Origin of the sequence: Brucella sp. JSBI001, from assembly GCF_026014005.1 — a bacterium.
In the GTDB taxonomy this organism is placed as follows: Bacteria; Pseudomonadota; Alphaproteobacteria; order Rhizobiales; family Rhizobiaceae; genus Brucella; species Brucella anthropi.
This window is the reverse complement of sequence record NZ_CP110339.1, coordinates 1,037,704-1,061,425: the sequence shown is the minus strand read 5'-3', so window position 1 is coordinate 1,061,425 and position 23,722 is coordinate 1,037,704. Positions and strand designations below refer to the sequence as shown.

Sequence of the window (23,722 nt, the reverse complement as noted above, 5' to 3'; positions counted from 1 at the left end):
CCAAGCAAACAGCAACGCGGCCATTGGATTGCCACATCGTCTGAATGGAAGGTCTTCTGGCGGCGGTGGGATTCTATGCATGATTTACGGCAGTAGCTTTTTGAGCGCAGCATCGACGCGCTGTTGCAGCAATGGTGCCGCTGTTCTCTCAAATGCCGATTTCGTTGCGCCCTTGGTCATTTCCACCGGGATGAAAACGCCCGACCGGGTGTAGGTGATCCTGGTTCCAGACTTGTTCAACCTATGGAAAGCATGGCCGTAAAACTTTGGAACGTTGACGCGACCGGGAAAGCGCCCGCCTTTCAGAAACGATCCGGCGAACAACTTCCGCTGCCCGAAGGGCTTTGCGGAAACGCCTGCACGCAATTCACGAGGCGAAAGATATTTCAGGCGAATATCACCGCCTCTTGTCACCATTTCGTAGGAAAGCTTGCCCGGTCGAGCAACGCCCGGATCCCCGACCGCCTTGACGATTGTCTTGCGCGCCAGTCCCGTCTGCTTGGTCAGGTTTCGTATAACCTGTGTCTTTGCCCGGTTGCCAACCTGATTAACGATACGCGGTAGCACCGTTGGAAAGCGCGAATTGAGAACCGCAAGCCTCGATCCGAATAGCGAAAGGTGCTTGTCAGCCCAGTGTGCTGTGATCGTTGCCATGGTAGCAATTCCACGTCACTTGCAGGCGCTACTGCTGAAATAGTCATCCATGGTGCAGAAACGCTTTGCGCATCCACTCAGCGCGAAGATGACCAGTAACAGTGCGATCAGGACAAACAGCCGATTGTCGATAGTTCTGATCATTGCCCGACCTTTCAACAAATCCGTTTATCCTTAGTACAAACGAAAAGAGCGCCAACAGGCGCTCATCGTTCGGTGAAGTCTGGACATAGCTTACGCACTGGCCCTGAATCGATGTCTGCCGTTTTTGGCAGTCAGGGCGGGGTCCGAGCGCGACCACCTCAGGAACTAGTCCCCACGTTTTACCGTGTATCGAGGTTCACTATTCATACCGGATCATCCCGTGAGCAGATTACGCTCACAAAGGTTCGAGAATTGCAATAGGCACAGTCATAGCCACTGGCCTGCCCATAATCGAAAGCTCAATCACAACCAGACCGTTGCCCTTTGTTCCACCCGAAACCAGTTCTGCACGGCAACCGGCAAAAGGACCGTCGGCAACACGTGCCCATTTCACCCCGATAAACTTCCGGTGAAAATGCTCGTAATCATATTTACCATCTTCGGCTTTCGCTTTGAAAAGATATACCTTTTCAGCACTGACCAGAAATGGCGCTTCATATCCACCAAGGATCGAAACGACGTGATCGAAACTCAGCAGACCGGCAAGGCACTCGTTTAAAACTGCACAGCGTACCAGCACGTAACCATTCATGACGGGCTGCTGTTTTGCCGGAATGACTCGATGCTGTCGACGAACCACAGGCCCCATTTTCATGGGGACAAGCACTTCGATATTTTCTTTTTCTAGCGCTTCCCGCACCGAAAGTTCGCGTCCTGACACCACCTGTAGCACCAGCCAAGGAGAATCATAGCCCACGCGATTCGCAGCCGCCGCCCTCATTCGAGCGACCCTGCGACGCTCTGTAAGCACCTTGTCGATAGCGCAAGCCTGCTCGAATGTCGGCTGTCTGGTGATAGCATCTGCAATCTGCTTTGCGTCAATTGCCATCATTTTCACCCAATCCCCTCAGTGCGATTTCGAAACCGTTCAAACCCTCCGGCCCACCAGCCGGGAAATAAGCCCACTCGGCATTGCCGGGATCAGGGAACCATGGCCAGCCTTGCTGGCTGTGGAAATCGGCCCATGCCTTCCACTCGTCGCCGCCAATGCGAACCTGCACGAGCAAATCCTTGATCGCCTGTAAGCGAGCTGGAACAAGCGCTCCGCGCCCACCGGCTGCACGCTCGAAAAGCTCATTGACTGCCGGGAAACCTTGCTTGGCCTGCTTGTCGTGCAGCAGATATTCCTCGGAATAGCGCCCGCTATCGACCAACCCTTTTTCGATCTGGGTCAAGCCAACAACGCGAGTTGGACCGTTCAGCAAAAGCTCATAGACCCTCGCACCCCACATCTTGCCCAACGGCGCCGCCTGCGCAGATCCGGACTGCTCGACTACGGCTTTAGCCGGTAGTTTTTCCCAGCGTCTTTCGCGAAGATAAACCGCATAGGAGCAAACCAGCTTCCGACCCGTCGCTTTCGCCGCTTCGACATAGCGCGGAGCTTCATCGACTGCTGCCTGTCGTTCCTCTGGCGTCAGAGACAGCCAGACGCGGAATGCCTCAGGCTCGCTATCGGATATCGCTGTGGGCCAACCATGGAAACCACGCTTGAACGAACGCTCGACCGATTTCCGGCTTTCCCTTCCGTCGTCATCGCTCTCGCGCGCTCTCTCAGATGGAGTGGTATTTGGAATGTTTACTGGACTGGTCTTATCTTGGTGGACGTGCTCCACCACCTTCGACCCCTCAATTCCACCACCTTCTGGAACGAAATCCACCACCTTTTCCGCGTCAGAAGGTGGTGGATTTGCTCCACCACCTTGATTCTGATCATCCGGCGCGCACGCGGCGACGAGATCGCGCTCCGGCCATCGCGCAGCGTACTCTTGACGCTTCCATCGCTGCCCGCGATACCCGTGCTGTGACACTGCAATCCAGCCCGCATCACGAGCTGTTCCGAGGTGCTTGAGGACTGTTTTCTTGTCGAGGCCACTGTAGCGGCAGATATCGGCGACGGATGGGTAGCACCCCTCACCTAACTCATTCATGAACATACCAAGCGTGTGCAAAACTGCCTTGGTTGTCGACGGAAGATCAGACGATGCGAAAGCGTGGCGCCATGTCCACGCGCGCGAAGATCCGTTCATTGCACCACCCTCAGCCACGCCTCGAAATCGGCGCGCAAATCGCTCCACCGATCCGCTGCAGCGGCATCGCTATTCAGTTCTTTTCTTGATTTGATGCGCAGCACGGCGCGCAATGCGTCTACTGCTGTTTCAGCCGTCAAAGGCCCCTCGGCGCCGTGCCGTTCTTCCAGATAGATCCGGAAGGAAGCCTGATCGCACTTCATGGCAGCTTCCGCCGCGAAGTCCTTAGAAACACGCTGTTTTTTCTGGACAGGCGCAGCCTTGCGAGACGCTGCGATTGCGCGGTCGACGAGACCAAGCAGAAACCCAACCATATCAGGCGCATTGACCAGAAAATCGATTTCATCCGGCGTTGCACCGGGATGAAAATTCGCAATTTCGAGCAGTTCGCCATTGTGTGTTTTCGCCTCGACAAACGTCCTGTTGTCGACACAGCAAAGCTGCCAGCGAGCACCATCAAGCGCCCGAAACCTATCCTTGATTTTCCGCAGCTGGTCGGCGTCAGAGGTCATATCGCCTCCAGCCATTCGATGATGTCTATGCCGCAGTTGAGCGCCAACTGTCGCTCCGCACTCGCCCCCTTGGACGCCCGCCACCCAGGCAGCAACACTATCGTGTCGGCCTCCAGGCAGATGAAGTTGCAATATGACGCGAACGCTTGCCGGATCGGGAAAAGCTCCGGTGGCCCCTTGTGCGGATACTCGGCGGGATTATAGACGCGATGCCCCGCCAAGCGGAGGGCTGCGGCAGCTCTGCGAAAGGCCGGATAATTGAAATCCGGCAACCCCGTCATTGGCCCGGAAAGATAGATGATGCGCGGGCTTCCCAATGAAGCGATAAAGCAATTTGAGCACATTATGCAGCCTCCGCTTCGTCGGCAGGCGCTTCATATCCCCACACATCCCAGCCGGGACGCTTACGCCGCGCATTCAATTCCAGCTTTGGGAGATCTGGATAGAATTTCTCGATTTGCTCGGCGAAATATTCCGGCTTGGCGGAATGCTCGCCCTTCTTTTCGACATAGACCGTCGGCGGCAGCATTTCCGGCAATGGACACGCGACATCCCCGCGCCTGCCAATGAGTAAGAGTTCGTGTCGATCCCTGCCCCAGTAGCCGGTACCGATATCAACCTTGTCCCAAACCCAGTGATGCACATAGGTGAAGCCGCAAGCCTGCATGACCCGCAGCGAATCCATGAGCATCGGATTGGTTGCCCAAAGAAAAAGAACTGCAGGATGATTGCCGCCGATCAGTTCGACCATCAGGTCGACGATTTCGTCGGTAGTCATCGTCGGATAGTGATTCTCGGCGCTCTTTTCGCGCCCCGTCACTTCCGAATGAACCTTATACTTCCAGGCCGGATCTGCGTAATAGACCGGATAGATCCGATCCAGCTTTGCCGGTGCTGTCGCCTTGCCGCGTTCGGCGGTCAGCGCCATTTCGGTAAGCCTGACAGCATGGCGCACTTTTTGTTGTTGGGCGCGAATGCTCTTGCTCTCGACCTTGATACGCTTTTCTTCTGCCAGCGCGCCCTCGACCCACGCAATTTGTGCCACGTCCGACGGGAGGGCTTTGAGGCGATCCAGCGACACGCCATTATCGAGCCGGGTGCCGCGCAACTTGTCGAGTGCGGCCTTGCAGATCTTTTCCCCACGCTCGGCATCGCGTCGAATGCTTCGCTCTGGCTTTCCGGTCAGCTCAGCCGTGGCGGCAACAAAACTCTTACGCTCTGCCCGGTCCACCAAGTGGCCAACTTGGCCGCTTGATTTGCGGTCGCCACCGTGTCCCGTTTCCGGATATTTCAGCAGGTAGAGTTCCTTGCGCCGGAAAACAAACATGGCGCGATCAGCAGGCGTCAGCTCGGCACGAGCAAGATTCTCGTCAATTTCCCAAAGCTCGGCATCGAGCGCACTTTCCTTGCGCACAAATGCCGGGATTTCATCCCATCCAATAGCTAGTGCAGCCGCCAATCGGTGCGCGCCAGCCGACAGAATGTAAGGCGAAGCGCCTTTACGTTTGCTGTCATTTGCTCGAACCGTGATCGGCGTCCGCAAGCCCAATTCTGTAAAGGACGGCTTCAAAGCCTCGACTTTCGCCGGATCCACGTCGCGCAGGCGCTTGCCCGTATCGATATCGGCTATCCGGATAATTTCAGGTACTAGCGCGTCCATGTCACCGCCCCGCAAGAAACAGAAAGAAGATGAGAAAAGCCGCGACGGGTGACTCAGCAACCAACGCGGCACAAACGATCAGCGCGACTTCGCGCGGTGGGAAACGGGCCATCATGGGCCTATCCGCCGAAGCGGCTCCCTGCCGTGCAGCTTGCGAAAATCGTCGCGCAGCTCGACGAGCTTTTCCCAGCCCACGACCTGCCAGCGCCCATCGACCCGCTTGACGGCAAAGCGATTGCCCTTGCGTCGAACCTCGACGCCAAAACCCTGCAATTCATATTGCGTGGCATCAAAACTGGACCTGACACCGGCTTCGAAACGACGGGGTCCGCCATGATCAGCCAACCATTGCTCGACGAGTGAGGAAACAGCGGTCATTTCCCCGCCTCCAAACGCCGCAAGACATTTTCAAGGGCGCGGATAGCCTCACGCACTTCCTTGGTGATTTCCCGCTTTTCCCCAGCGTCAATGCGTCCATCTTCCAGCGCCGTAACGATGGATTTCGAAACGTCCATCGCCTCGGACATGACGCGATGTGCGTCCATTTCAGTAAGTGGCGCACCGTCCGAGGATTTTCCCGATGCTGATGATGCCGGGACAACCTCATATCCGAGCAACCCGGCTGCAGCCTTTATGATCGTCGGCGTTTGTGCGCGTCGGTCGACCTCGACCACGACATCAATCGGCATGAAGCTGTCGGCATGTTCCTCGCCAAACGATGCGTATTTGGAAAGCGTCGACACGCCGACACGGGTAAAGGGCACGATGCAGGAAATGCCGCCCGACAGCATGTATGCGCCGTCGGTAGCAGACTTGAGGGAACGCTGTTCTTGCTCGGAAATTGTGCGCACGGAAACACCCCTGAAAAGTTCAAGGAAAAAAGTTCGTCAAAGGATTCGATGAAGTTGGTCAGATCTGCCCGTAAGGTCGGGCTTCAAAGGCTACGGAGGCAGCAATGCAGGGATCGAAACAGAGCGGCAAGCGCGCCAGCGCCGGAAGAACCGGCGCGCTTGCCATCCACCATGGCGCATGTCCTCATGCGAGTGTGAAAACACAGGAGAATCAGGGTCATGGGGGAAGCTATTGCGAAAGTATTTCTGGATACGCTCGACTACATCTGGCGCTATCAGTTTTCGAACATAGTTTCGGTGGCTAGTCTTGCCATGGCTGCGACGAGCCTCACGCTGTCCTGGCGTCACCAGAAGTGGATACGGGCAAACACAGAGCCGGAAGTCCAGGTAGAGCTTTCGGAAGCCCCGGTTACGGGCGATTGGTACAAGCTCACCATCAGGATCAGAAACAATCGGGGATACGTTCTCAGAGGCACGGAAATCCGGATCAAGTCCCCACGCGGAGTCAAGATCGTCCCCTATCGAGATCACACCACCTTGAACCCGGAAACCGGTGAAATCATGATAACCGGCGTCGAGATCGATAAGTACAGCAACCGAGCGCCGTTGCACATCTACTGCGACAAGGCGGGAACCGAAAAGAGCGAGCAGAGAGTGCCAATGGCGAAGGGGAATGGAGATACAGATCAAGAGGATTTTCTCCTCTCGTTCCACTCTAATTCGCACTTATACACATTCTCATATTCAGGCCACTTCTCGAAATCCAATTCGCCGCGCCGCGCCCGTTCATACAATTCATCATGCAAGCGCTTGAAATGCTTCATCTCTTTAGCATTCTCAAGAATGGACATGGAGGCATTCCAGACCATCGCAGTGACAGCAACGCAGGCTGACAAATAGCAAATAGAAATACCCCAAAGAGCATTATGGAGATTGAAAACATCAGACATGGCGCACCTCAGAAACAGGAGCCGGGGCGCGTCCGGCGTCATCCTTACGGCGCGCCCCGGCTTTTACGCCCGATGGGAGGATATCAGGCGATTGGAAACTGGTTGCAGGAGCGGGATTCGAACCCGCGACCTGTTGGGTATGAACCAACTGAGCTACCGCTGCTCTATCCTGCGACAAAGAAGCTGGAGCGTCCGAGGGCGGCAGGGACGCTCCAGCATCACCCGCAGAGGAACCAACGGGCGAATTCGTTTCAGGGCATTTGCTTGCAATGCCTGAAATACGGTCAGCGCAAAAAAAGTCTTCACGAACAAGATCGACACCAGTGGCGCGGCAGTATTCGAGAAGTTTCTGCTGATCACGAAGGGGGATAATGCCGTCGCAACCTTCACGCTTTGAAGACGGATACGCCCAACGATAGATACGCGATGGATGCTTGCCAACGATAGCCGCTACCGCCTTCGCTCCACCCAGATAATCAATAATCGTTTTTGCAGGTTCCATATCCATAGCATGGATATTTGCGATCTTCGCAATTTTAAGTCAAGAGGGTTTTGCGATCTTCGCGATAGAAATAATCGCGACTATCGCAAATATTAAAGCATGGATATTCAGAAGCGCATCAAAGAATGGATCATCGGCGAGCTCAAGGCGCGCGGGCACGGATCTAAAAGCAAACTGGCGGCACATCTAGGCGTCAGACCTGATGCCATTACGAGAATGCTTAACTTGGCGCCGAATAAAGAAGTGCGAATTATTCACGCAGAAGAGCTTGTAAAGATAAGCGAATTTTTGGTTCGCCACCTCCTGGCATTGCCGACACAATGTCATTCAACGACGACGAGTTTCTTCAGGCTTACAATGCGGCTGATGATGAGACAAAGGCGGATTTGAAACGCTATTTAAAATTCCTGACTGAATCAAAACAAACATAAGAGCGCGCTTTTCCTCATCAGTGAGAAGCCTCCAGCATTCCAGCCCGTCATCACTCATTTATACCCACCTCACACCCTTTTCCCGGTGAATGATGCTGGAACAAGAAGAACAAAACAAGAATTAATTTACTATCCACACATACACACAGCGAATCGCATAAGCGCAAGTTGCGATGATCGCGATACTCTCATATTTGATATTTTGCGATGATCGCAATTTTTAGATTGACAATTTTTTGCGATTATCGCAATTATTGACTCGCCCCCAACGGAAAGCTGACCGCGCCGGATCGGGTTTGAGTAGAAGGCGCGGTCGGCTCTCCGGATTGAAGCGGAGAGACCAATGCCGAATGTCATATTCAAAGCCACATTGACCGGAGAAGACAGCTTCACTGTCACTCAGCGCGCCGATGCTGCATTACGGGAATGCGGCTTTTCTGTCGGACGCATGCAGGCACATTCCCCGCGCGGCATCCTGTTCGGTGATTTCGATATCCAGAAATGGAGGAACCTCGATCTCGCGGACCGGGAAGCCTTGCACGGTCAGGTAACACACCTCGCCTATTTCGGCACCGAGCAGCAGCTTTACGGTTATGGTGCTGAGATTGTGCTTTTTGACCGAGCACCGGTTGAGGCAGCGCAAGCGCTGGCAACACGCCTCGAATGCACAGAAAGTGTATCAATCGACATCCCAGCACCGAAGTCATGGGATTTGCTTAGCAACACAAACCGCCTGGGGCAGCGCGTGAAGTGGCGCGGAACATCAGGTTCGCGTAGCGAGGGCCTGATTTCCATATCATTTGTCAGCAAGACAGGTGAAGTAAAGCGCCTACTGATCGACCTTGAACAGGCAGCTTTACTGCATGCCTCAATCGAGGACTATCTGCCCGGATCAGTCAGAACGTCAGCCGCCGAGGTGTCAGCATGAGCACCCGAACGACTGCGAAACACACCTCAGCCAAGAACGAGACGATAAAGCCCGAAGCAAAACAGGCCTATGCCGACAAGGCTAAGTGTTGTCCCGATGAGCGTGAACCTGTGCGGGTTGCCCGTGATGGTGCCGACTGGCCTTCCAAAGTCATCGGAGTAGATCGACTGCTGTATCTGACGATTCCGCATTTGTCCTACGCCATACAGGATCATGCCAAGGGCAATCAAAAAGGCGTTCTTATCGCTTGCGACAATGGATGGAACACCCATCGCAACCCCAGCCACGACAAGCGCTATAGCCCATTGCGCATGATCGCGCAGTTCTTTGGCATCCATAAACAACAGCCCGCCTTTGCAGAAATCCAAGTCCGATTTCATTTGCAGTCAGACGGATCGTTTTTGCAAGAGACGATCCTGCCGCGTGGCTGGGTTGTGGTGGCTGCACCTTCAAGCCAAACCGAGGCGTCGTCATGAACAATTATGCGAAAGATTCCGCAATCCGAAACGATCCCACGCTTTCTGGCCAAGCGGCCTACGAAGCATCGCTCGCAGCTTGCCCACACTATCAGAATGGTGACCCACGCCCAGCATGGGCGCAACTTAGTGATATTGCTCAGTGGTCGTGGTCGCGCCCGCAAGAATCTGTAGCGCCTTGAAAGGGGCAGTGACATGGCAGCGCATTTCAGTATTAGCCCGCACATGACGGCAGCGGATTTCGATTGCCCCATTCGGAATACATATCTTGGTCAGGCGCATATCGCCGGGACAGGACCGGAAGGGACAACCTGCCGCCAGTGTAAGCACTGGGGAAAAACGAAATCAGTCAAGGACGAACACGGCAATTACGTCGAAAAGTTTGCCCCCCCCAAGCGGAATGGCAAAAAGCACAAGCTCTTTCCGGGCGAGCCGAAAGACGCCTACTGCCTCAAACCCATCCTCAACAAAGCAAAGCGAGCCATCCCGCATCGCGCGTTGTCGTGCCGATTTTTCGAGCCGAGCGAGAACCCGATGCCCATTCTCACCGGTAAGGATGCGTAACCATGCAGGATAATCACGAGTTTAAAACCGAGACAGGCGGCTTTCACCTGCCGACGGCATATCAGAGTGATGACAACGATCTGAATTTCATGATCGTGCTATCCACCCTGATTGCATGCGTCGCCTGCGCAGCCATTCTGGCATCGCGAATTTTCGGCTGATCGACCGAATTTTATGGCCCGTTGGTCAGATCAGGGAGAGCGGCAGGCCATAGCGGACGAAACCCGCGATGCCGTTCTCGATACGATCTTTAACCAATGGCGCGAGATCCGCACATCCGGCGCGTCTGCCGAGGACGCCCTGGACGGCTTGACCGAAGGCCTGCTGGCAGCGGTCGCATCACTCATCACCACCGTAACCGTGCCGGAGAGGCGCGAGGCAATGCCGCGATTAGCGGCAAACCGTTTGATTCATCAATTCAAAATCACCCGCGAGAGGGGCTTGGATCCGCATGACTAAGATTGTTGCATACAAAGGCTTTGACGCCGAGCTGCGCTGCCGAGGATACCAGTTTGAGCTGAGTAAGAGCTTCCAGCATCAAGGCGGCGTTGTCGCTTGTGAAAGCGGCTTTCATGCCTGCGAATACCCTCTTGATGTCTTTGGATATTATCCTCCAGCGAGCAGCCGTTATGGAGAGGTCGAGCTTTCCGGCGACACTAGCAAGGAAGGTAAAGACACCAAAATCGCAGCAGCCGAAATCACCATCAAAGCCGAGTTGAAAATCCCGGAATTGATCGCAGCCGCAGTGCGCTACATCGTCGAGCGGGCCAAACGCATTGATGGTCATCACGCATCTGGCGAACGCGAGCTAATAGAAGTTCAAGGCGACCGATCGATTGCAACTGTATCAGGACACTGGAGCGCTGCCACTGCATCGGGAGACTGGAGCGCTGCCACCGCATCGGGAGACCGGAGCGCTGCCACTGCATCGGGAGACCAGAGCGCTGCCACCGCAACGGGATACCGGAGCGCTGCCACCGCAACAGGATGGCGGAGCGCTGCCACCGCAACGGGAGACTGGAGCGCTGCCACCGCAACGGGAGACCGGAGCGCTGCCACCGCAACAGGATGGCGGAGCGCTGCCACCGCATCGGGGAGCTGGAGCGCTGCCACCGCAACGGGAGACTGGAGCGCTGCCACCGCAACGGGGAACCAGAGCGCTGCCACCGCAACGGGAGACCGGAGCGCTGCCACCGCAACAGGACGCTGGAGCGCTGCCACCGCAACAGGTTATCAGTGCAAGGTACGTGGCAAAGAAGGTTGTGCGCTGTTCCTCGTCGAACGTAACGACCAGATGGAGATCGTCGCGGTATGGGCGGGCGTCGCCGGTCAGAACGATATTAAGCCGGATACGTTTTACATCCTCCAGAACGGCCAGCCAGTCGAGACCGAGTAATGGGCCGCTCTCGCAAAAAACCTCCAATGACTGCCGAGCGTGTGGAAAACGCGCTCGACATCCTCGCGCGCATCATGGCCGGGGCACCGAAGGGCGAAGCCGTCCTTATGGTTCCGCTATGGAAGCGCTTGGAATCCGAATTGGAGAAATTGCGAGACGCTGAGGACGTAGTAGCCAAAGCAATCAACCGCTTACAGGCACGAACTCAAGTTTCACCCTAGGAAGTAAAAGACAATGGATTCTGAACATCGACTCGACGGATTGCCCGTCGATTGCCAGCTCCTCACGGTTCATGTTCCAGATGGCCATGACCGGACACAGCCAATCCCCCTGCGCATTCGCGTGGACTATGATAATCCGAATTGTTTCGCCACTGCGAATGGCAAGCGGGTGTTTGTTGAGCGCGAATGGGCTGAAAAGTCTATGCTCATGGACACCGACGCCTACCGCGATGCGATAAGCCGTCGTGCCGAGGCCTCGCGCCTAGTCAAGGCTACCATCGTCGAAAACTGGAATGGCTGGATAACCTGCACGGGCGAGGAGGACGATTATTTTGACAGCGTCGACAGCTTGCTTGAGCGGTACGCAGATCGCGCAGCGCAGTGGAAAACACCGAACGGTGAGGATCCTACCGAGAATGAAATCAAGGAAGCACTGCCAGCGTGGGCATTTTGCACCACCGAGGAAGTGTTCCACTTCGACATTATCGACGCCGTCGAATGCTATCTTTCCGATAACCACCATGATGACGCCCGCGACTTTATCACCGGCTGGGATCAGCTTGAGAAGTTTTGGAAGTCGTGGAGCGCCAAGCAAACCGGCCTGACTTCATATTTCATCGACTACAGCCGCATCATTGTCATCGACCCAGAACGGTTTGCTGCCGAGATGGCGGACGCACAGCAGTATCTGGAAGGCAACCGACCATGAACATGAACACTTTGCGCGCCGCCAACGTCGCCCGCGATCAGGAATGGAACACCGGCAGCGAACGTGTGTCGATGACGTTCCGCGCCACCGAGCTTGCCGGTGAAGTCGGCGAGGCCTGCAACGTCATCAAGAAGCTGGAGCGCGAGCGCATCGGGCTTGTCGGATCCCGCGACACGAAAGAGCATCTGGCCGAAGAACTGGCAGATATTGTTATCTGCACAGATCTTGTCGCGATGGACGCTGGTATTGATCTGGACGCTGCCATTGCCGCCAAGTTCAACGCCACGAGCGAGAAGAACGGATTGGCGACCCGCCTTTCGCTTCCCGCACCTGCGACGACACTTGCTTTCGAAGCAACCCCGGCAATGGTCCAAGCCGCGCTCGATCTCGTATGGGAAGAAAGCGAGACACATAGCGATCTCGTTAGCCGGTTGTGGCGCGCCATGGCGGCAGTCGCTCCGGACAAATCAGCCGCAGCGCTTGGCATGTCGGCCCATTCAGAAGCCCTAGAAATCAAGCTTACGACAGCTCACGAATTGATAGAGCGAGCGCAGGAGTTGGTTTCTGAAAAATATGCCAGGTGGTACCAGGACGCCCGCGCCGTGCTGGGAGGGAAGCCGTCATGAGCTTCGATACCTACAGCACAAGAGGGGCAATCTGCCCCCACTGTGAGCATATGCATAAACCAGAAGACGACAACTATTCCCTCTACAGTGAAGATACTGACGAATGGGTCTGTGAAAGCTGCGGGGAAGAATTTCGTGTGGCGGTGTTCGTTTCCCATTCTTGGACAACCGATCCTTTGGAGAGTGACGAATGACTTCTGACCTCATTACCCGTCTCTCCAAGCTAGACGCGCCTGACAACCGGATTGATGTGCTTGTCGAAGTGGCGCTTTTCAAGCCCGACAAACGATATGCTTCCGCCCGCGCAAACAAGGCAGGGACGAAGGTTATTTTCACCACAACGAAAGGGGAACGCGAAACGTACTGGGCTTACGATTACACGCTCACGCCAGAGCGACGGGCCAAGTCCATCGCCCTTTTGCGCGCAAAGGAGACCACCCGATGACACCTTGGACATGGTTTGCAGGTGAGATTGATGAAGATATCTATGATCTCGCTGAGGAAGATACGCGAGAGAAAGTCATCGAAGCTGCGATGAGACACCTGTCAGTTGGTGACCAGTTTCGCATCATCGAAGCGCGATCCAGTACCGCAAAGAAGTACGAAGGATCAGATTTCGTTCCCTTTCTTCGGACCCGAAACGCTGAAATCATCGAAGTGGTTGAGCCATGAAAGTCAACATGAATGTAAAAATATCCGACGATCCGCGATCCTGCATCCTTGCAATTGAGGCTGTGACCCGTGAGATTTGCCGCAACACTGGGCGCGATCCAGCGGAAGGCGTAATGATGCTGCTGACTGCTGCCGTTCATATGACGAACACCTATTCAGGCGGGTCGTTAAAGGATCAAGTCACAACGCTCGCGTCAGCCCTGGGAAGCGCCACAGTAGCGGCAGATGAGTTCTTCAAGCTTCGAGGCGTGCCTAAAAATGGCGATAACACGAATGAGGCCGGTAAGCCATGAACAAGCCTAGCGATGTTGATATCCGCAATGCCATTGATTACGCGCTGCGCCGCTGCCCGATTGAAGAATCAGCCGAGGGCGATGATGGGGAGTTTGTGATGGAAATCACAGATCCAGCAACAGTAACACCGTTCGTCATGTGCCTATTGGAAGAGCTGGGCGTCTTCTAAACGATAGCCGGACTAAAAGGCAGGGCGATTTTCTTGAGCTCGCTTTGCCGCCAATCCAACGAGCCGCCCATGCCGTACCGGGGGCGCTCGATTGTGTGCCCCATCAACAACCGCCGCAGCTCATCATCCAGATTAGCCTCTTTCATTCGATCCTCAAAAGAATGGCGGAATGAGTAGATCTTGTGCTGGGGCGTCGGGAACAGGCTGTTTTCCTTAAAATACTTGTTTAGCGTGGCGGATAGATCATTCTCGCGGTTACGGTAACGCGGGAATCCCTGCTTGTGCTTGCGAAAAACGGCGAGCGCTACGCCGACCAAAGGTACGAGGCGTTCAGACGAAGTCGTTTTGATCTCACGCGGATCGTCCGGATCATCGCGCGGCTCGATAGCAATATGCGGAACCTTGTGCGAAAGCCGGATCGACGACGCAGTCAAGTTTGCCAACTCACTTGGTCGCGCCCCTGTTTCGATCAGCGCTAACACAATCCCTCGCGCTTCATCATTCAAAGTCGCCAGATTTCCCGGCTTCATTATCGTTCCGGTGAGCCATTCACGAGGGAACGGCGGGCGGGAGCGCTTTTTGCGCGTAGAGAAGTTGAGGCGCGCGAACGGGTTTGCCCTGCCTTCCTCGCCGATATACGTGAAATAGGCGTCGTAAAGCACCCGCATGTTGCCGATGTCGCGATTGCCAGACGAAGCCGAGTGAGTGGATTTCCCCTCTTTGGGCGCGATCCTGGACAACCAGTGACGATACAACTTCATAGCGTCATCACGCGTTATGTCGGTCATCGCCTTATCGCTCTCGACGAGAGCGATAAAATTGTTCACGGCCCGCAGCTTCACCTTTTTCCATTGCGCCTTTTGAACAGCACTCTTGTTCACCAGCTCATCCGGCACGATCTCATCGCAATAGATCTCGAAAGCTTTGCTGACAGTCACATCAGGAACGGGAATACCACCGGCAACACCTTGCGCCAGCTCTTGCGGCAGGCGCTCACTAGCAACGCGTTCAAGTCGGGTAACGATCTCATCAAGGGATGATTGCGCGCTCATCGTCTGGGCTGATCGGTAGGTCAGTCCGAGAGCTTCGACGCGCTTCATCGACGCTTCATATCGAGAGCGCGCCGGATCACGGGGCTCATCGAGCACCATGGACGCCCAAAGGATATTGTCAGCCTCCTCCATCAAATCGCGCTTGGCACGGGCAAGAGCGAGATCATCTGTTTTCAGGCTGACACGAATCGTTGGGGCGCGCTCATCGCGAAGCGCGAGATTGTCCGGCACGCGACGGCGGTAATAGTATTTTCCTGACCTCAGAAACAGGAACCTGTCGGCATCTTTTTTAGATGAATTTCGCCCCATCAACCCACCATATCGCACCGAAAAAACGAGCTAAAAAACCCAGTTTGTAGCACAATATGTATCACAGTTTGGGGCAAAAATGTAAACCGCCAATTTTTACTTTGGCTGTTTTTCGTTTGTTTTCAATTAGTTACTAATTTGAAGGGAAGTAAATTGTGGTGCGGATGGAGGGACTCGAACCCCCACGGTCTCCCGCCAGAACCTAAATCTGGTGCGTCTACCAATTTCGCCACATCCGCTTCTGAACCGAAGCACATTCCTCAGAACGCGCCATTATTCGTCTCAGATATTGAACCGCCCCTCGAAAGCGCGCGTCTCTATATCATCCAATTTTCCCGGTTCAAAGGAAAAAAGCCGCCTTCCTTGCATAGATTTACAAGGTTCGATCAGGCTGAGCTCTTCCTACCCTTTCCGTCTCTATATAGCGATCCTGTCGCATCAGCCAACCCTTTTGAAACAGGGCGTGATGACAGGATCAATAAAGAGGCTCCTGATAAAGCTGCTGGCCGTCTTCCTGCAGGGCTTTGATGACCGGCGTTCCGTTCGGATCGACCGCCACAACGGCAGTAATCCGCCGCTCGCGCTGGCTGTCTTCAATCGCACGTCCCTGCCCCTCGGGTACATAATACCGTTCAATGCCAAAATTGAGACGAATATTCGATTCCGCATCATCGGATATGGAATAAGCAGCCTCGCCCCGAATCTGCTCCTCACCGGAGGTAAGGTCTGAAAGCGGAACGAATGACGCGCGTGAAAACCGCGCTATCCCGTTTGTATCGGGCTTCACGGCCACATAGACGGTTCGCGAACCGGCAGGACGCTCGCCCTGAATATCCTTTCGGGACAGACTGGAAATCTCGTACCCCAGAACGACATAGTCGCCGCGCATCAGATCGCGCGGGTCGAAAGGCTCCGTCTGCAGCGTCACTTCCGCACCCGAACGCAGGACAGAGGCGCGCTTTTCTATGCCTGCATAAAGAATGCCGGTCTGCAGCAATGCAGTGACGGTTGCCCCGACATAGAGCCATTTGAGCCGAATAGTCATAGGCGGGCCTCCACGCTGCTTTTCCTTCCGAACCGGTTCTCCATGCGTCTCACAAAAGCAGCCAGCAGCAGCACGAGAATGCCCGCAGTCAGGAAGAAGCCGGATGTTCCGATCATGGTGCCAACCGTCTCGAAAGCCAGATAGAGAACCTGGATCGAAAATGCGGCATAGGCGATGGAACGCAGGCCGCCATTATTTCGACCGGCAACAGCAATCGCCCCGATCGCGAGCGCCAGTATGAAGATGCTATATAAAATGTCCCTATCCAGATTTGCGGTAACGCTGGAATAGGAGAACATCTGGTTGATCTGAAGCGTAACAAGCGCCAACAGCGCGAGAGCCAGCCCGTATGCCGCGAGCGGATGAGCGAAGCGGGTCAGTCTCTGCACCGTATCATGGGCAAAACCGTCAGCCAGTATCAGACCGATTCCCACGACCAGCATAAGCACCAGCACCGTATTGCTCTCATGCTCCGCATAGACGAGCAAAGCCCAGCCGATGGAGAACATTGCCCACAGATGGGCTGCATGTCGCGAGCGCGTGAACAAGGCCGCTGCAGCACCGAACAGCAAAAGCAGCGGTCCGATCCAGCGATAGGTCACGTCATCATAGGACGAGGTATCAAAAACGTAGGTCGAAAGATAAAAGCAGGCGACACCGGCACCGAAAGCCGCCAGCACCGGCGCGCGTAGAAGAAAAGCCGAAACCAGAACGCCTATGGACCAATAGATTGCGGCGGAATGGATGTCGCCGGACAAATGATACATTTGCCCCACAAGCGCCAGCCCTGCCCCGAACGATGCAGCACCCACAATATAGAGCGTAGCCGGAAACAGCTTGTCACCACGAGACTGCCGCCAGGCTCCACCGAGATAACTCACCCAAATAAGAACGAATATGAGGCCGATGCGCATGAGGCGCGGCATTTCCTGCCAGTTCGCGGCAACCAGCATGATAACGGCTGCGCCGAGAAGCAGCCCGCCAAGCGTGGCCAGAACGGAACCAAGGCTGAAGACCGAAGCGCGCTTTTCAAGGTCGGCATTCAGTTTCGATGCTGTTTCCGCATCGATCAGACCGTCCCGCTGCCATCTCTCGATCAGGCGTTCAACAGAAATGGAAAATGACAAATTAGCTCCTGGTCATTCTGTCAGTTGTTGCTGTCGCAACCGTAAGCGTTTGAGAACATATAGGAAACTGCGCTGCCGGCAAAGAGTGGATCAAATCGCTTTGCGGCAATTTTGTGCCATACCAGTCTAATCGATTTAACGTGTCGTGCAGAACCCGCAGAGCAGCTATGCAAACTCGGGTCTGCAACCTGCGAAAACAATAGCTTATATCATGGGCAACAAACGAGATGAATTGAACAGAACTCCAGTTCCTCAACGATGAAGGAATAGCACGATGAACCTCCTCCGCTCTTACAACAACTGGCGCCGTTACCGCGACACCGTCAATGAACTCAGCCAGCTCTCCACCCGTGAGCTGAACGATCTTGGCATCTCCGCGCGGACATTCCGTTCGTGGCTCGCCAGACCAAGGCCCGTTAATTAACGAGCCTCACAGTTTCTCCCGATAGGGGTTTCTCCAAGTCTGGATCCTCCTCCCACTAGACTTGGTTCATCGCAGAACCATCCTCCTCCCAGGTTTTGCGATAACAAGACCGGTTCTCCTCCTCCCAATGCCGGTCTTACCATAATGGCATCCGTCGCTCCTCCTCCCGCGACGGATGCCATTTCTTTTTGCGGCTCGATTCCCATCCTTAGCGAGCCTTCTCCATTGAAGGCGTTCAGCAAAGGCGATAAGGGAATGGCCCATGTCAAACACATCCGATCTTTCTCCCGTTCACGTCGTCGGCGGCGGTCTTGCCGGTTCTGAAGCTGCATGGCAGCTCGCGCAGGCGGGCGTGCCCGTCATACTGCACGAAATGCGCCCCGTACGCGGCACCGACGCCCACAAGACCGAGCAACTGGCCGAGCTTGTCTGTTCCAACTCTTTCCGCTCGGATGATGCCGAAACCAATGCCGTCGGCGTTCTTCATGCCGAAATGCGCCTTGCCGGATCGCTCATCATGGCGTGCGCCGATGCACATCAAGTTCCCGCAGGTGGTGCGCTGGCTGTCGACCGCGAAGGCTTTTCGCAGGCCGTCACTGCCAAGCTTGAAGCCCATCCGCTGATTACAATCGTTCGGGAAGAAATCACCGGCCTGCCGCCAGAGGAGTGGGGAACGAGCATTGTTGCCACCGGGCCCCTGACCGCGCCTTCACTGGCTGAGGCCATTCAGGCGCAAACAGGAGCGGATGCTTTGGCCTTCTTCGATGCCATTGCTCCAATTATCCATTTTGATTCGATCAATATGGATGTCTGCTGGTTCCAGTCGCGCTATGACAAGGTTGGCCCCGGCGGCACCGGAAAAGACTATATCAACTGCCCCATGGACAAGGAGCAGTATGAGGCCTTCGTGGCCGCATTGGTCGAAGGCGACAAGACCGACTTCAAGGAATGGGAAGGCACGCCCTATTTCGACGGTTGCCTGCCGATCGAGGTGATGGCCGAACGCGGGCCGGAAACCTTGCGTCATGGGCCGATGAAGCCGATGGGCCTTACCAACGCCCATAATCCGACTGTGAAGGCTTATGCCGTCGTGCAACTCCGTCAGGACAATGCGCTCGGCACGCTCTACAACATGGTCGGTTTCCAGACGAAGCTGAAATACGGCTCGCAGACCGGCATCTTCAAGATGATTCCGGGTCTCGAAAATGCGGAATTCGCCCGCCTCGGCGGCCTTCACCGCAACACCTATCTGAATTCTCCCGTGCTGCTCGACGGTACGCTTCGCCTGAAATCACGCGAAACACTGCGCTTTGCCGGTCAGGTGACGGGTTGTGAAGGCTATGTCGAATCGTCAGCCATTGGATTGCTGGCAGGTCGTTTCACTGCAGCAGAAAAGCTGGGGCAGACGTTGACGCCACCTCCCGGAACAACCGCATTCGGCGCGCTGCTCGGTCATATTACGGGCGGACATATCGTTTCCGACGACGAGCCCGGAAAACGCTCGTTCCAGCCCATGAATGTGAATTTCGGGCTTTTCCCGCCCGTCGATGTTCCAAAGCCGGAAGGCAAGCGTCTGCGCGGCAAGGAAAAGACTATCGCCAAGAAACGTGCGCTTTCCGCTCGCGCTCTGGCCGATTGCCGAAAATGGCTGGGCTTGGGGCTGGACTTGGAGCTGGGCTCGGGACTAGGACCGGCTGAGTGATATTGCGATGGGCTTCGGTTCGAAGTGGACTGAAGCCCATCGGTTCCGGCTACTCAGAAGTTGGCTCTGAACATGAGCCATTGCTTCCGGATGGCTGAAATGTCCGCCACCTTTTCCGCAGCCTGTGCGCCCAGGCGTTCGATTGCTCGCAGATAGGCCGGAACAAGCGCCAAAGGCAGAAACGCTGGAACAAGGCTCTTCGGCAGCTGTGACTTGTTCTTCTCGAAAATCGCCAGATGTTCACGCGCGAAAGCCAGCATGATGCTGATCATGCGCTCGACAGCAGCCTTGTCTTCGCCAGCAATGAAAGTCTCGCGGGTCACACCGACTGCCTGCAACATATCGGCAGGCACATAGAGCTGCCCACGCCGCCGGTGAATAGGCATAAGGCGAAGCAAGCCGGTTACGGCCTGTGCCACGCCAGCATGGCCGGTTATTTCCGTCTGTGCCTGCGCGGCATCCCTGTCCAATATAAAGCCGGCTAACTGGATGATTGCCGATGCGGTTTCCCCGCAATAACCTTCCAGATCATTGCGGCTGGGCATCGGATCGTCATAAAGATCGAAGATGCGCGCTTCGCAATAATTGTCGAAAGCAGTTCGAGGCAGCTCATATTTTTCAATGGTGTTGATCAGCGCTGCGGCAACGGGATGTGCTTCCGCACTGCCCCTCGCCTCGCCGTTGATGAGATCGCGCCACCATTGCAGCCGGACTTCGCCCGGCAGCGGTTCGTGAACCAAATCACGGATACGCGCAACTTCCGCATTAAACGCATACAACGCAGCCAGACCGCCGCGACGATCCTCCGGCGCATAAAGCACTGACAGATAGCGGTCCCGGTCAGCTTGGCGAAGCAATGCCAGGCAATGTGCCTCATTCTCGTTCATGATGTCAGTCTACAGCAATCAACGCCGCTGCGACCGCACGATCTTCGGCCAGAAGCACATTATAGGTGCGAACGGCGGCACCTGTACTCATCGGATCGGAAGAAATGCGGTGTTCGCGCAGGATAGCGCGCACATCTTCTGGAATACGGCGCAGATCCATGCCCGTGCCTACCAGCAGAATTTCAATATCGGATGCCTGCTCAAGGATCATCTTGAGATCGACTTTGGCCAGTATCGGCGGCGTCGCAGGTTCCCAGCCATGAATGCCGGAAGGCAGGCAAAGAATGGAACCGCGATGCGACATTTCGGCAAAGCGGAATCCACCGTCGCCATAGGCGTCAATGGGAGCACGGCCCGGAAAATGGGCCTCGCGTATCTCTATCCCTTTGGCCATTTTCAGCTTTCCAAATTCAGCGATTGCGCCAGTTCATCATCCATTTGATCGCTGGATTCATCCGGCCCACGCGGCTTGAGGCCGAACTGAACCAACAATGGAGCGGCGATGAAGATCGATGAATAGCTTGCAACAATGATACCGACGCTCAGTGCCAGTGCAAAGCTGCGAATATCCGCGCCACCGAAGGCATACAGTGGAATATGCGCGAGAAAGGTCACAAAGGACGTCAGCAAGGTACGCGACAGCGTCTGGTTGATCGAGGCATCGATGATGGCAGGCAGTGGTGCGCTTTTATAGACGCGCAGGTTCTCACGCACGCGGTCGTAGATCACCACCGTATCGTTCAGCGAATAGCCGATGATCGTCAGAATTGCTGCAACGCTCCAAAGATTGAACTCCATGCGGAAGACAATGAACATGCCCGCGAGAATGATGACGTCGTGCAAGGTTGAAAGCACCGCACCAAGCGCGAGCTGCCAGCGGAACCGGACCCATACGTAAATGAAGATACCGATCAGCGACAGAATGACCGCCAGAACTCCGGCGCGCGAAAGCTGTTCCGAAACGGTCGGCCCGACGACTTCAACGCGCTGGAATGAGTAGTCCTGCTCGAACTCTCCGCGCAGTTTCACCGCGACGGTTTGTTCGGCATCGTCGCCGACTTCCTGACTGCCGATAATGACAAGGGCAGAGCGCGGAGACTTTGCCGGCAGAACGCGGGCGCTGTCGATATTGAGTTCGGTAAGACGTTCGGTGATGTCTTCAATATTGGCGTCACCGCTGCGGGCCTGCAGTTCAACCATCGAACCGCCACGGAAATCAATGCCGTAGTTGAAGCCGATATTGACGAACAGCGCGACCACGATAGCGCAGGCCAGCACCGAGATGCCGAGCGTCACGAATTGCAGACGCATGAACGGAATGTGCGTTACAGTCGGAACCAGTTTCAGACGACGCTTCGGCACTTCCTTCGGTTTGGCTGTGCGCACCCACTGCGCGATCAGCAAGCGGGTGAAGGTGAGCGTCGTGAAGAGCGTGGTGCCGATGCCGACCGCGACCGTCAGCGCGAAGCCATGAACCGTCCCCGACCCGAGCAGAAACAGAACGAGCGCTGCAATAAGTGTGGTGAGGTTTGCGTCGATGATGGTCGAGAGTGCGCGATAGAAGCCGGATTCCATCGCCTGGACAACGGAATAGCCCTTGCGGCGATCTTCGCGCACACGTTCGTAAATCAGGATGTGGGCGTCAACAGCCAAACCTATGGTCAGTACCAGACCGGCAATGCTGGCGAGACTGATCGAAGCGCCGATCAGCGAGAGTATGGCTGTCAGAATGATGATGTTGACGGCCAGTGCGACCATGGCGATCACACCGAGGATACCGTAGGACAAGACCATGAACAGGCCGACGAGCAGTGCCGCAAGCAATGCTGCCAGTGCGGCCGCGCTGGCATAGTCCTCGCCCAGAGCCGACGCAATCGTGCGTTCTTCCAGAACCGTTACATCTTGCGGCAGCGCGCCGGAACGCAGCACAACGGCCATATTGTTGGCCGCCTGAAGATCGAAAGCGCCTGAAATCTGCAGCTCATTCGTATCGAGCTTCTCATCGACGGCAGGCGCGGAAACGATCTGATTGTCGACGACGATAGCAAAGCTACCACCAACCAGATGCGATGTTGCTTCGGCAAGATTTTTGCGGCCTGCATCGTCCAATGTCAGCGTGATGACAGGCTCACTATCGTCATCCGACAGCGTCGCCTTGGCATCCGTCACATTGGCGCCAGTCAGGATCGGTTGCTTCTTGACGAGATAGCCGACAGGCGGATCGTCATAGGAATAGATGATTTCACTGTCAGCGGGCGGTGTACCGCGAATGGCATCATCCGGTGACATGGTGCTGTCGACGGCGCGGAAAGAGAAATTGCCGCGAACGCTGAGAATGTCTTTCAGAAGCTGCGCGTCATAGACACCGGGAACTTCAACCCGAATCTGATTGCGGTTTTCCTCTTCGACGAGAGGTTTGCCATAACCAAGCTCCTCCAGACGCTGCCGCATGATATTTGCGGTGCGCTCGAGCTCCTCTCGTCCGGGATTCTGCACCTGCAGGACCAGACGTGAGCCGCCGGAGAGATCGAGCCCAAGGGCGATCTGCTGCTTCGGCAGGAAGTTTGGCAGTTTTGCCAGCGTTTCACGCGAGAAAAAGTTAGGGGATGCGATGATGAAACTCACGAGAACCGCGAGCCAGATCAGGGCAGATTTCCAGCGTGAAAAATAGAGCATAGAGCAGCAATTCCGTATCAGCTTGGATAGAGCATGCCGGAGTTCACCTGTTGCGAACCGCTCTCCGGCGTCGTGGCACGCGCATCGTATATTAGCGCGCACCGAATAATGCGCAGGCCCCGGTTATGGAAACCTTACCGGGGCCTGCGTGTCGTAAAAAGAATTACTTGTTCTTGTTGTCGGCGACGGGCTCGCCCTTGACGCGAACATCCATCAGCGTGCTGCGCATAACGCGGATGCGCACGCCTTCAGCGATTTCGACTTCAAGTTCGTTGTCGTCAACAACCTTCTGAACCTTGCCGACAATGCCGCCGCCGGTCACGACGGTATCGCCACGACGAACCTGGGTCAGCATTTCCTGACGCTTCTTCATCTGGGTCCGCTGCGGGCGGATGATAAGGAAGTACATGATCACGAAGATCAGGATGAACGGCAGAATGCTCATGAGCATATCTGGTCCAACAGCGCCGCCGGATGCCTGAGCGAAAGCCGGTGTTACGAACATTAGGAACTCCTCTGAAGTCTCGAAGACAAATTATTATCGGCATTACAATGGTTAGCGCGCCAAATGCAACCGGCGATGATCCCGCCTGCGCCAAGGTCGCACACTTTTCGCCTCCGCTGTGACATGTTAAGCCGTTAGCCCTATCATCA

Annotated in this window: 32 protein-coding genes, 2 tRNA genes and 1 pseudogene; 17 read left to right on the top strand and 18 right to left on the bottom strand. The window is 55.5% G+C overall.

What is annotated here, in order from left to right; genetic code table 11:
* Window positions 1-84: 84 nt before the first annotated feature.
* From LJ361_RS05115 to LJ361_RS05075, 9 genes are all read right to left on the bottom strand, one after another.
* Complete coding sequence (locus LJ361_RS05115; protein WP_264812840.1) at window positions 85-654, bottom strand: hypothetical protein; 570 nt, start codon at window positions 652-654, stop codon at window positions 85-87.
* 15 nt (window positions 655-669) lie between these two features.
* Window positions 670-798, bottom strand: a complete 129-nt coding sequence (locus LJ361_RS05110) for a hypothetical protein (protein WP_264812839.1) — start codon at window positions 796-798, stop codon at window positions 670-672.
* A gap of 235 nt (window positions 799-1,033) precedes the next feature.
* Window positions 1,034-1,690: a transcription termination/antitermination protein NusG gene (nusG, locus tag LJ361_RS05105; protein ID WP_235923507.1), complete on the bottom strand. Its 657-nt coding sequence runs from the start codon at window positions 1,688-1,690 to the stop codon at window positions 1,034-1,036.
* On the bottom strand, window positions 1,677-2,885 hold the full coding sequence (locus LJ361_RS05100) for a helix-turn-helix domain-containing protein (RefSeq protein WP_264812838.1): 1,209 nt from the start codon (window positions 2,883-2,885) through the stop codon (window positions 1,677-1,679). Before LJ361_RS05100 ends, nusG begins: the two co-directional genes overlap by 14 nt.
* Window positions 2,882-3,397 carry a hypothetical protein gene (locus tag LJ361_RS05095; RefSeq protein WP_264812837.1) on the bottom strand — a complete coding sequence of 172 codons (516 nt, stop codon included), beginning with the start codon at window positions 3,395-3,397 and terminating at the stop codon, window positions 2,882-2,884. The genes LJ361_RS05100 and LJ361_RS05095 overlap by 4 nt, the downstream gene beginning before the upstream one ends.
* Entirely contained in the window at window positions 3,394-3,741 is a 348-nt protein-coding gene (locus LJ361_RS05090) for a DUF4406 domain-containing protein (protein ID WP_264812836.1), read from the bottom strand. The genes LJ361_RS05095 and LJ361_RS05090 overlap by 4 nt, the downstream gene beginning before the upstream one ends.
* Window positions 3,741-5,057 (bottom strand): MT-A70 family methyltransferase, encoded by a 1,317-nt coding sequence (locus LJ361_RS05085; protein ID WP_264812835.1) that lies wholly within the window; start codon window positions 5,055-5,057, stop codon window positions 3,741-3,743. Before LJ361_RS05085 ends, LJ361_RS05090 begins: the two co-directional genes overlap by 1 nt.
* Before the next feature lie 111 nt (window positions 5,058-5,168).
* Window positions 5,169-5,435, bottom strand: a complete 267-nt coding sequence (locus LJ361_RS05080) for a hypothetical protein (protein WP_264812834.1) — start codon at window positions 5,433-5,435, stop codon at window positions 5,169-5,171.
* Window positions 5,432-5,908, bottom strand: a complete 477-nt coding sequence (locus LJ361_RS05075) for a phage regulatory CII family protein (RefSeq protein ID WP_264812832.1) — start codon at window positions 5,906-5,908, stop codon at window positions 5,432-5,434. The genes LJ361_RS05080 and LJ361_RS05075 overlap by 4 nt, the downstream gene beginning before the upstream one ends.
* Before the next feature lie 219 nt (window positions 5,909-6,127).
* On the opposite strand from LJ361_RS05075, the gene LJ361_RS05070 reads away from it, so the two are divergent.
* A complete protein-coding gene (locus LJ361_RS05070) occupies window positions 6,128-6,808 on the top strand; it encodes a hypothetical protein (protein WP_264812831.1) in 681 nt (226 codons plus the stop codon).
* A 149-nt stretch (window positions 6,809-6,957) separates the two neighbouring features.
* Here LJ361_RS05070 and LJ361_RS05065 read toward each other — a convergent pair.
* Window positions 6,958-7,032, bottom strand: a tRNA-Met gene (locus tag LJ361_RS05065).
* Between the two features lie 427 nt (window positions 7,033-7,459).
* Between LJ361_RS05065 and LJ361_RS05060 the strand changes: the two genes are divergently transcribed.
* From LJ361_RS05060 to LJ361_RS04995, 14 genes are all read left to right on the top strand, one after another.
* Window positions 7,460-7,750 (top strand): hypothetical protein, encoded by a 291-nt coding sequence (locus LJ361_RS05060; RefSeq protein WP_264812830.1) that lies wholly within the window; start codon window positions 7,460-7,462, stop codon window positions 7,748-7,750.
* A gap of 384 nt (window positions 7,751-8,134) precedes the next feature.
* Complete coding sequence (locus LJ361_RS05055; RefSeq protein ID WP_264812829.1) at window positions 8,135-8,719, top strand: hypothetical protein; 585 nt, start codon at window positions 8,135-8,137, stop codon at window positions 8,717-8,719.
* Window positions 8,716-9,195: a hypothetical protein gene (locus LJ361_RS05050; RefSeq protein ID WP_264812828.1), complete on the top strand. Its 480-nt coding sequence runs from the start codon at window positions 8,716-8,718 to the stop codon at window positions 9,193-9,195. The genes LJ361_RS05055 and LJ361_RS05050 overlap by 4 nt, the downstream gene beginning before the upstream one ends.
* A gap of 195 nt (window positions 9,196-9,390) precedes the next feature.
* Window positions 9,391-9,759 (top strand): hypothetical protein, encoded by a 369-nt coding sequence (locus tag LJ361_RS05045; protein ID WP_264812826.1) that lies wholly within the window; start codon window positions 9,391-9,393, stop codon window positions 9,757-9,759.
* A 2-nt stretch (window positions 9,760-9,761) separates the two neighbouring features.
* The gene (locus tag LJ361_RS05040; protein ID WP_264812825.1) at window positions 9,762-9,920 is read left to right on the top strand and encodes a hypothetical protein; all 159 of its coding nucleotides are present in this window, start codon (window positions 9,762-9,764) and stop codon (window positions 9,918-9,920) included.
* Window positions 9,921-9,933: 13 nt separating this feature from the next.
* The gene (locus tag LJ361_RS05035; RefSeq protein ID WP_264812824.1) at window positions 9,934-10,218 is read left to right on the top strand and encodes a hypothetical protein; all 285 of its coding nucleotides are present in this window, start codon (window positions 9,934-9,936) and stop codon (window positions 10,216-10,218) included.
* Complete coding sequence (locus tag LJ361_RS05030) at window positions 10,211-11,155, top strand: hypothetical protein (RefSeq protein WP_264812823.1); 945 nt, start codon at window positions 10,211-10,213, stop codon at window positions 11,153-11,155. The genes LJ361_RS05035 and LJ361_RS05030 overlap by 8 nt, the downstream gene beginning before the upstream one ends.
* A 234-nt stretch (window positions 11,156-11,389) precedes the next feature.
* Complete coding sequence (locus tag LJ361_RS05025) at window positions 11,390-12,085, top strand: hypothetical protein (protein WP_264812822.1); 696 nt, start codon at window positions 11,390-11,392, stop codon at window positions 12,083-12,085.
* Window positions 12,082-12,711 carry a MazG-like family protein gene (locus tag LJ361_RS05020; RefSeq protein WP_264812821.1) on the top strand — a complete coding sequence of 210 codons (630 nt, stop codon included), beginning with the start codon at window positions 12,082-12,084 and terminating at the stop codon, window positions 12,709-12,711. The genes LJ361_RS05025 and LJ361_RS05020 overlap by 4 nt, the downstream gene beginning before the upstream one ends.
* Complete coding sequence (locus LJ361_RS05015; RefSeq protein ID WP_151662638.1) at window positions 12,708-12,905, top strand: hypothetical protein; 198 nt, start codon at window positions 12,708-12,710, stop codon at window positions 12,903-12,905. Before LJ361_RS05020 ends, LJ361_RS05015 begins: the two co-directional genes overlap by 4 nt.
* Complete coding sequence (locus tag LJ361_RS05010) at window positions 12,902-13,156, top strand: hypothetical protein (RefSeq protein WP_151662639.1); 255 nt, start codon at window positions 12,902-12,904, stop codon at window positions 13,154-13,156. Before LJ361_RS05015 ends, LJ361_RS05010 begins: the two co-directional genes overlap by 4 nt.
* On the top strand, window positions 13,153-13,383 hold the full coding sequence (locus LJ361_RS05005) for a hypothetical protein (RefSeq protein ID WP_264812820.1): 231 nt from the start codon (window positions 13,153-13,155) through the stop codon (window positions 13,381-13,383). Before LJ361_RS05010 ends, LJ361_RS05005 begins: the two co-directional genes overlap by 4 nt.
* Window positions 13,380-13,676 carry a hypothetical protein gene (locus LJ361_RS05000; protein ID WP_264812818.1) on the top strand — a complete coding sequence of 99 codons (297 nt, stop codon included), beginning with the start codon at window positions 13,380-13,382 and terminating at the stop codon, window positions 13,674-13,676. The genes LJ361_RS05005 and LJ361_RS05000 overlap by 4 nt, the downstream gene beginning before the upstream one ends.
* Window positions 13,673-13,846 (top strand): hypothetical protein, encoded by a 174-nt coding sequence (locus LJ361_RS04995; RefSeq protein WP_264812817.1) that lies wholly within the window; start codon window positions 13,673-13,675, stop codon window positions 13,844-13,846. The genes LJ361_RS05000 and LJ361_RS04995 overlap by 4 nt, the downstream gene beginning before the upstream one ends.
* On the opposite strand, the gene LJ361_RS04990 is transcribed toward LJ361_RS04995, so the two are convergent.
* The 4 genes from LJ361_RS04990 to LJ361_RS04975 all read right to left on the bottom strand — a co-directional run bounded on the left by LJ361_RS04990 (window position 13,843) and on the right by LJ361_RS04975 (window position 17,379).
* Window positions 13,843-15,207, bottom strand: coding sequence for a DUF6538 domain-containing protein (locus LJ361_RS04990; RefSeq protein ID WP_264812814.1), 1,365 nt, complete (start codon window positions 15,205-15,207; stop codon window positions 13,843-13,845). The genes LJ361_RS04995 and LJ361_RS04990 overlap by 4 nt on opposite strands.
* A 156-nt stretch (window positions 15,208-15,363) precedes the next feature.
* Window positions 15,364-15,446: transfer RNA gene (locus tag LJ361_RS04985), tRNA-Leu, on the bottom strand.
* A gap of 236 nt (window positions 15,447-15,682) precedes the next feature.
* Window positions 15,683-16,252 carry a GDYXXLXY domain-containing protein gene (locus LJ361_RS04980; protein ID WP_094513707.1) on the bottom strand — a complete coding sequence of 190 codons (570 nt, stop codon included), beginning with the start codon at window positions 16,250-16,252 and terminating at the stop codon, window positions 15,683-15,685.
* Entirely contained in the window at window positions 16,249-17,379 is a 1,131-nt protein-coding gene (locus tag LJ361_RS04975) for a DUF2157 domain-containing protein (protein ID WP_094513706.1), read from the bottom strand. Before LJ361_RS04975 ends, LJ361_RS04980 begins: the two co-directional genes overlap by 4 nt.
* A 274-nt stretch (window positions 17,380-17,653) precedes the next feature.
* Between LJ361_RS04975 and LJ361_RS04970 the strand changes: the two are divergent.
* Window positions 17,654-17,799, top strand: a pseudogene (locus LJ361_RS04970) (DUF1127 domain-containing protein).
* 266 nt (window positions 17,800-18,065) lie between these two features.
* Window positions 18,066-19,505, top strand: a complete 1,440-nt coding sequence (gene trmFO, locus LJ361_RS04965) for a methylenetetrahydrofolate--tRNA-(uracil(54)-C(5))-methyltransferase (FADH(2)-oxidizing) TrmFO (protein ID WP_105529017.1) — start codon at window positions 18,066-18,068, stop codon at window positions 19,503-19,505.
* A 53-nt stretch (window positions 19,506-19,558) separates the two neighbouring features.
* Here the strand turns inward: trmFO and LJ361_RS04960 are convergent, their stop codons facing one another.
* From LJ361_RS04960 to yajC, 4 genes are all read right to left on the bottom strand, one after another.
* Window positions 19,559-20,392 carry a phytoene/squalene synthase family protein gene (locus tag LJ361_RS04960; protein ID WP_010661253.1) on the bottom strand — a complete coding sequence of 278 codons (834 nt, stop codon included), beginning with the start codon at window positions 20,390-20,392 and terminating at the stop codon, window positions 19,559-19,561.
* 4 nt (window positions 20,393-20,396) lie between these two features.
* Window positions 20,397-20,786 (bottom strand): Mth938-like domain-containing protein, encoded by a 390-nt coding sequence (locus tag LJ361_RS04955; RefSeq protein WP_029924945.1) that lies wholly within the window; start codon window positions 20,784-20,786, stop codon window positions 20,397-20,399.
* Between the two features lie 2 nt (window positions 20,787-20,788).
* A complete protein-coding gene (secDF, locus tag LJ361_RS04950) occupies window positions 20,789-23,068 on the bottom strand; it encodes a protein translocase subunit SecDF (RefSeq protein WP_264812810.1) in 2,280 nt (759 codons plus the stop codon).
* A gap of 163 nt (window positions 23,069-23,231) precedes the next feature.
* Window positions 23,232-23,573 (bottom strand): preprotein translocase subunit YajC, encoded by a 342-nt coding sequence (gene yajC / locus LJ361_RS04945; RefSeq protein ID WP_010661250.1) that lies wholly within the window; start codon window positions 23,571-23,573, stop codon window positions 23,232-23,234.
* Window positions 23,574-23,722: the final 149 nt, after the last annotated feature.

What these genes read in the sequence shown, in the direction of transcription:
- secDF (WP_264812810.1), bottom strand. Translation starts at nt 23,068, where the DNA reads ATGCTCTATTTTTCACGCTGGAAATCTGCCCTGATCTGGCTCGCGGTT.
- LJ361_RS05070 (WP_264812831.1), top strand. Translation starts at nt 6,128, where the DNA reads ATGGGGGAAGCTATTGCGAAAGTATTTCTGGATACGCTCGACTACATC.
- nusG (WP_235923507.1), bottom strand. Translation starts at nt 1,690, where the DNA reads ATGATGGCAATTGACGCAAAGCAGATTGCAGATGCTATCACCAGACAG.
- LJ361_RS05095 (WP_264812837.1), bottom strand. Translation starts at nt 3,397, where the DNA reads ATGACCTCTGACGCCGACCAGCTGCGGAAAATCAAGGATAGGTTTCGG.
- yajC (WP_010661250.1), bottom strand. Translation starts at nt 23,573, where the DNA reads ATGTTCGTAACACCGGCTTTCGCTCAGGCATCCGGCGGCGCTGTTGGA.
- LJ361_RS05015 (WP_151662638.1), top strand. Translation starts at nt 12,708, where the DNA reads ATGAGCTTCGATACCTACAGCACAAGAGGGGCAATCTGCCCCCACTGT.
- LJ361_RS05045 (WP_264812826.1), top strand. Translation starts at nt 9,391, where the DNA reads ATGGCAGCGCATTTCAGTATTAGCCCGCACATGACGGCAGCGGATTTC.
- LJ361_RS04995 (WP_264812817.1), top strand. Translation starts at nt 13,673, where the DNA reads ATGAACAAGCCTAGCGATGTTGATATCCGCAATGCCATTGATTACGCG.
- LJ361_RS05110 (WP_264812839.1), bottom strand. Translation starts at nt 798, where the DNA reads ATGATCAGAACTATCGACAATCGGCTGTTTGTCCTGATCGCACTGTTA.
- LJ361_RS05100 (WP_264812838.1), bottom strand. Translation starts at nt 2,885, where the DNA reads ATGAACGGATCTTCGCGCGCGTGGACATGGCGCCACGCTTTCGCATCG.
- LJ361_RS05055 (WP_264812829.1), top strand. Translation starts at nt 8,135, where the DNA reads ATGCCGAATGTCATATTCAAAGCCACATTGACCGGAGAAGACAGCTTC.
- LJ361_RS05080 (WP_264812834.1), bottom strand. Translation starts at nt 5,435, where the DNA reads ATGACCGCTGTTTCCTCACTCGTCGAGCAATGGTTGGCTGATCATGGC.
- LJ361_RS05050 (WP_264812828.1), top strand. Translation starts at nt 8,716, where the DNA reads ATGAGCACCCGAACGACTGCGAAACACACCTCAGCCAAGAACGAGACG.
- LJ361_RS05005 (WP_264812820.1), top strand. Translation starts at nt 13,153, where the DNA reads ATGACACCTTGGACATGGTTTGCAGGTGAGATTGATGAAGATATCTAT.
- LJ361_RS04980 (WP_094513707.1), bottom strand. Translation starts at nt 16,252, where the DNA reads ATGACTATTCGGCTCAAATGGCTCTATGTCGGGGCAACCGTCACTGCA.
- LJ361_RS04990 (WP_264812814.1), bottom strand. Translation starts at nt 15,207, where the DNA reads ATGGGGCGAAATTCATCTAAAAAAGATGCCGACAGGTTCCTGTTTCTG.
- trmFO (WP_105529017.1), top strand. Translation starts at nt 18,066, where the DNA reads ATGTCAAACACATCCGATCTTTCTCCCGTTCACGTCGTCGGCGGCGGT.
- LJ361_RS05020 (WP_264812821.1), top strand. Translation starts at nt 12,082, where the DNA reads ATGAACATGAACACTTTGCGCGCCGCCAACGTCGCCCGCGATCAGGAA.
- LJ361_RS05035 (WP_264812824.1), top strand. Translation starts at nt 9,934, where the DNA reads ATGGCCCGTTGGTCAGATCAGGGAGAGCGGCAGGCCATAGCGGACGAA.
- LJ361_RS05030 (WP_264812823.1), top strand. Translation starts at nt 10,211, where the DNA reads ATGACTAAGATTGTTGCATACAAAGGCTTTGACGCCGAGCTGCGCTGC.
- LJ361_RS05060 (WP_264812830.1), top strand. Translation starts at nt 7,460, where the DNA reads ATGGATATTCAGAAGCGCATCAAAGAATGGATCATCGGCGAGCTCAAG.
- LJ361_RS04960 (WP_010661253.1), bottom strand. Translation starts at nt 20,392, where the DNA reads ATGAACGAGAATGAGGCACATTGCCTGGCATTGCTTCGCCAAGCTGAC.
- LJ361_RS05010 (WP_151662639.1), top strand. Translation starts at nt 12,902, where the DNA reads ATGACTTCTGACCTCATTACCCGTCTCTCCAAGCTAGACGCGCCTGAC.
- LJ361_RS05040 (WP_264812825.1), top strand. Translation starts at nt 9,762, where the DNA reads ATGCAGGATAATCACGAGTTTAAAACCGAGACAGGCGGCTTTCACCTG.
- LJ361_RS05025 (WP_264812822.1), top strand. Translation starts at nt 11,390, where the DNA reads ATGGATTCTGAACATCGACTCGACGGATTGCCCGTCGATTGCCAGCTC.
- LJ361_RS05115 (WP_264812840.1), bottom strand. Translation starts at nt 654, where the DNA reads ATGGCAACGATCACAGCACACTGGGCTGACAAGCACCTTTCGCTATTC.
- LJ361_RS05000 (WP_264812818.1), top strand. Translation starts at nt 13,380, where the DNA reads ATGAAAGTCAACATGAATGTAAAAATATCCGACGATCCGCGATCCTGC.
- LJ361_RS05085 (WP_264812835.1), bottom strand. Translation starts at nt 5,057, where the DNA reads ATGGACGCGCTAGTACCTGAAATTATCCGGATAGCCGATATCGATACG.
- LJ361_RS05090 (WP_264812836.1), bottom strand. Translation starts at nt 3,741, where the DNA reads ATGTGCTCAAATTGCTTTATCGCTTCATTGGGAAGCCCGCGCATCATC.
- LJ361_RS04955 (WP_029924945.1), bottom strand. Translation starts at nt 20,786, where the DNA reads ATGGCCAAAGGGATAGAGATACGCGAGGCCCATTTTCCGGGCCGTGCT.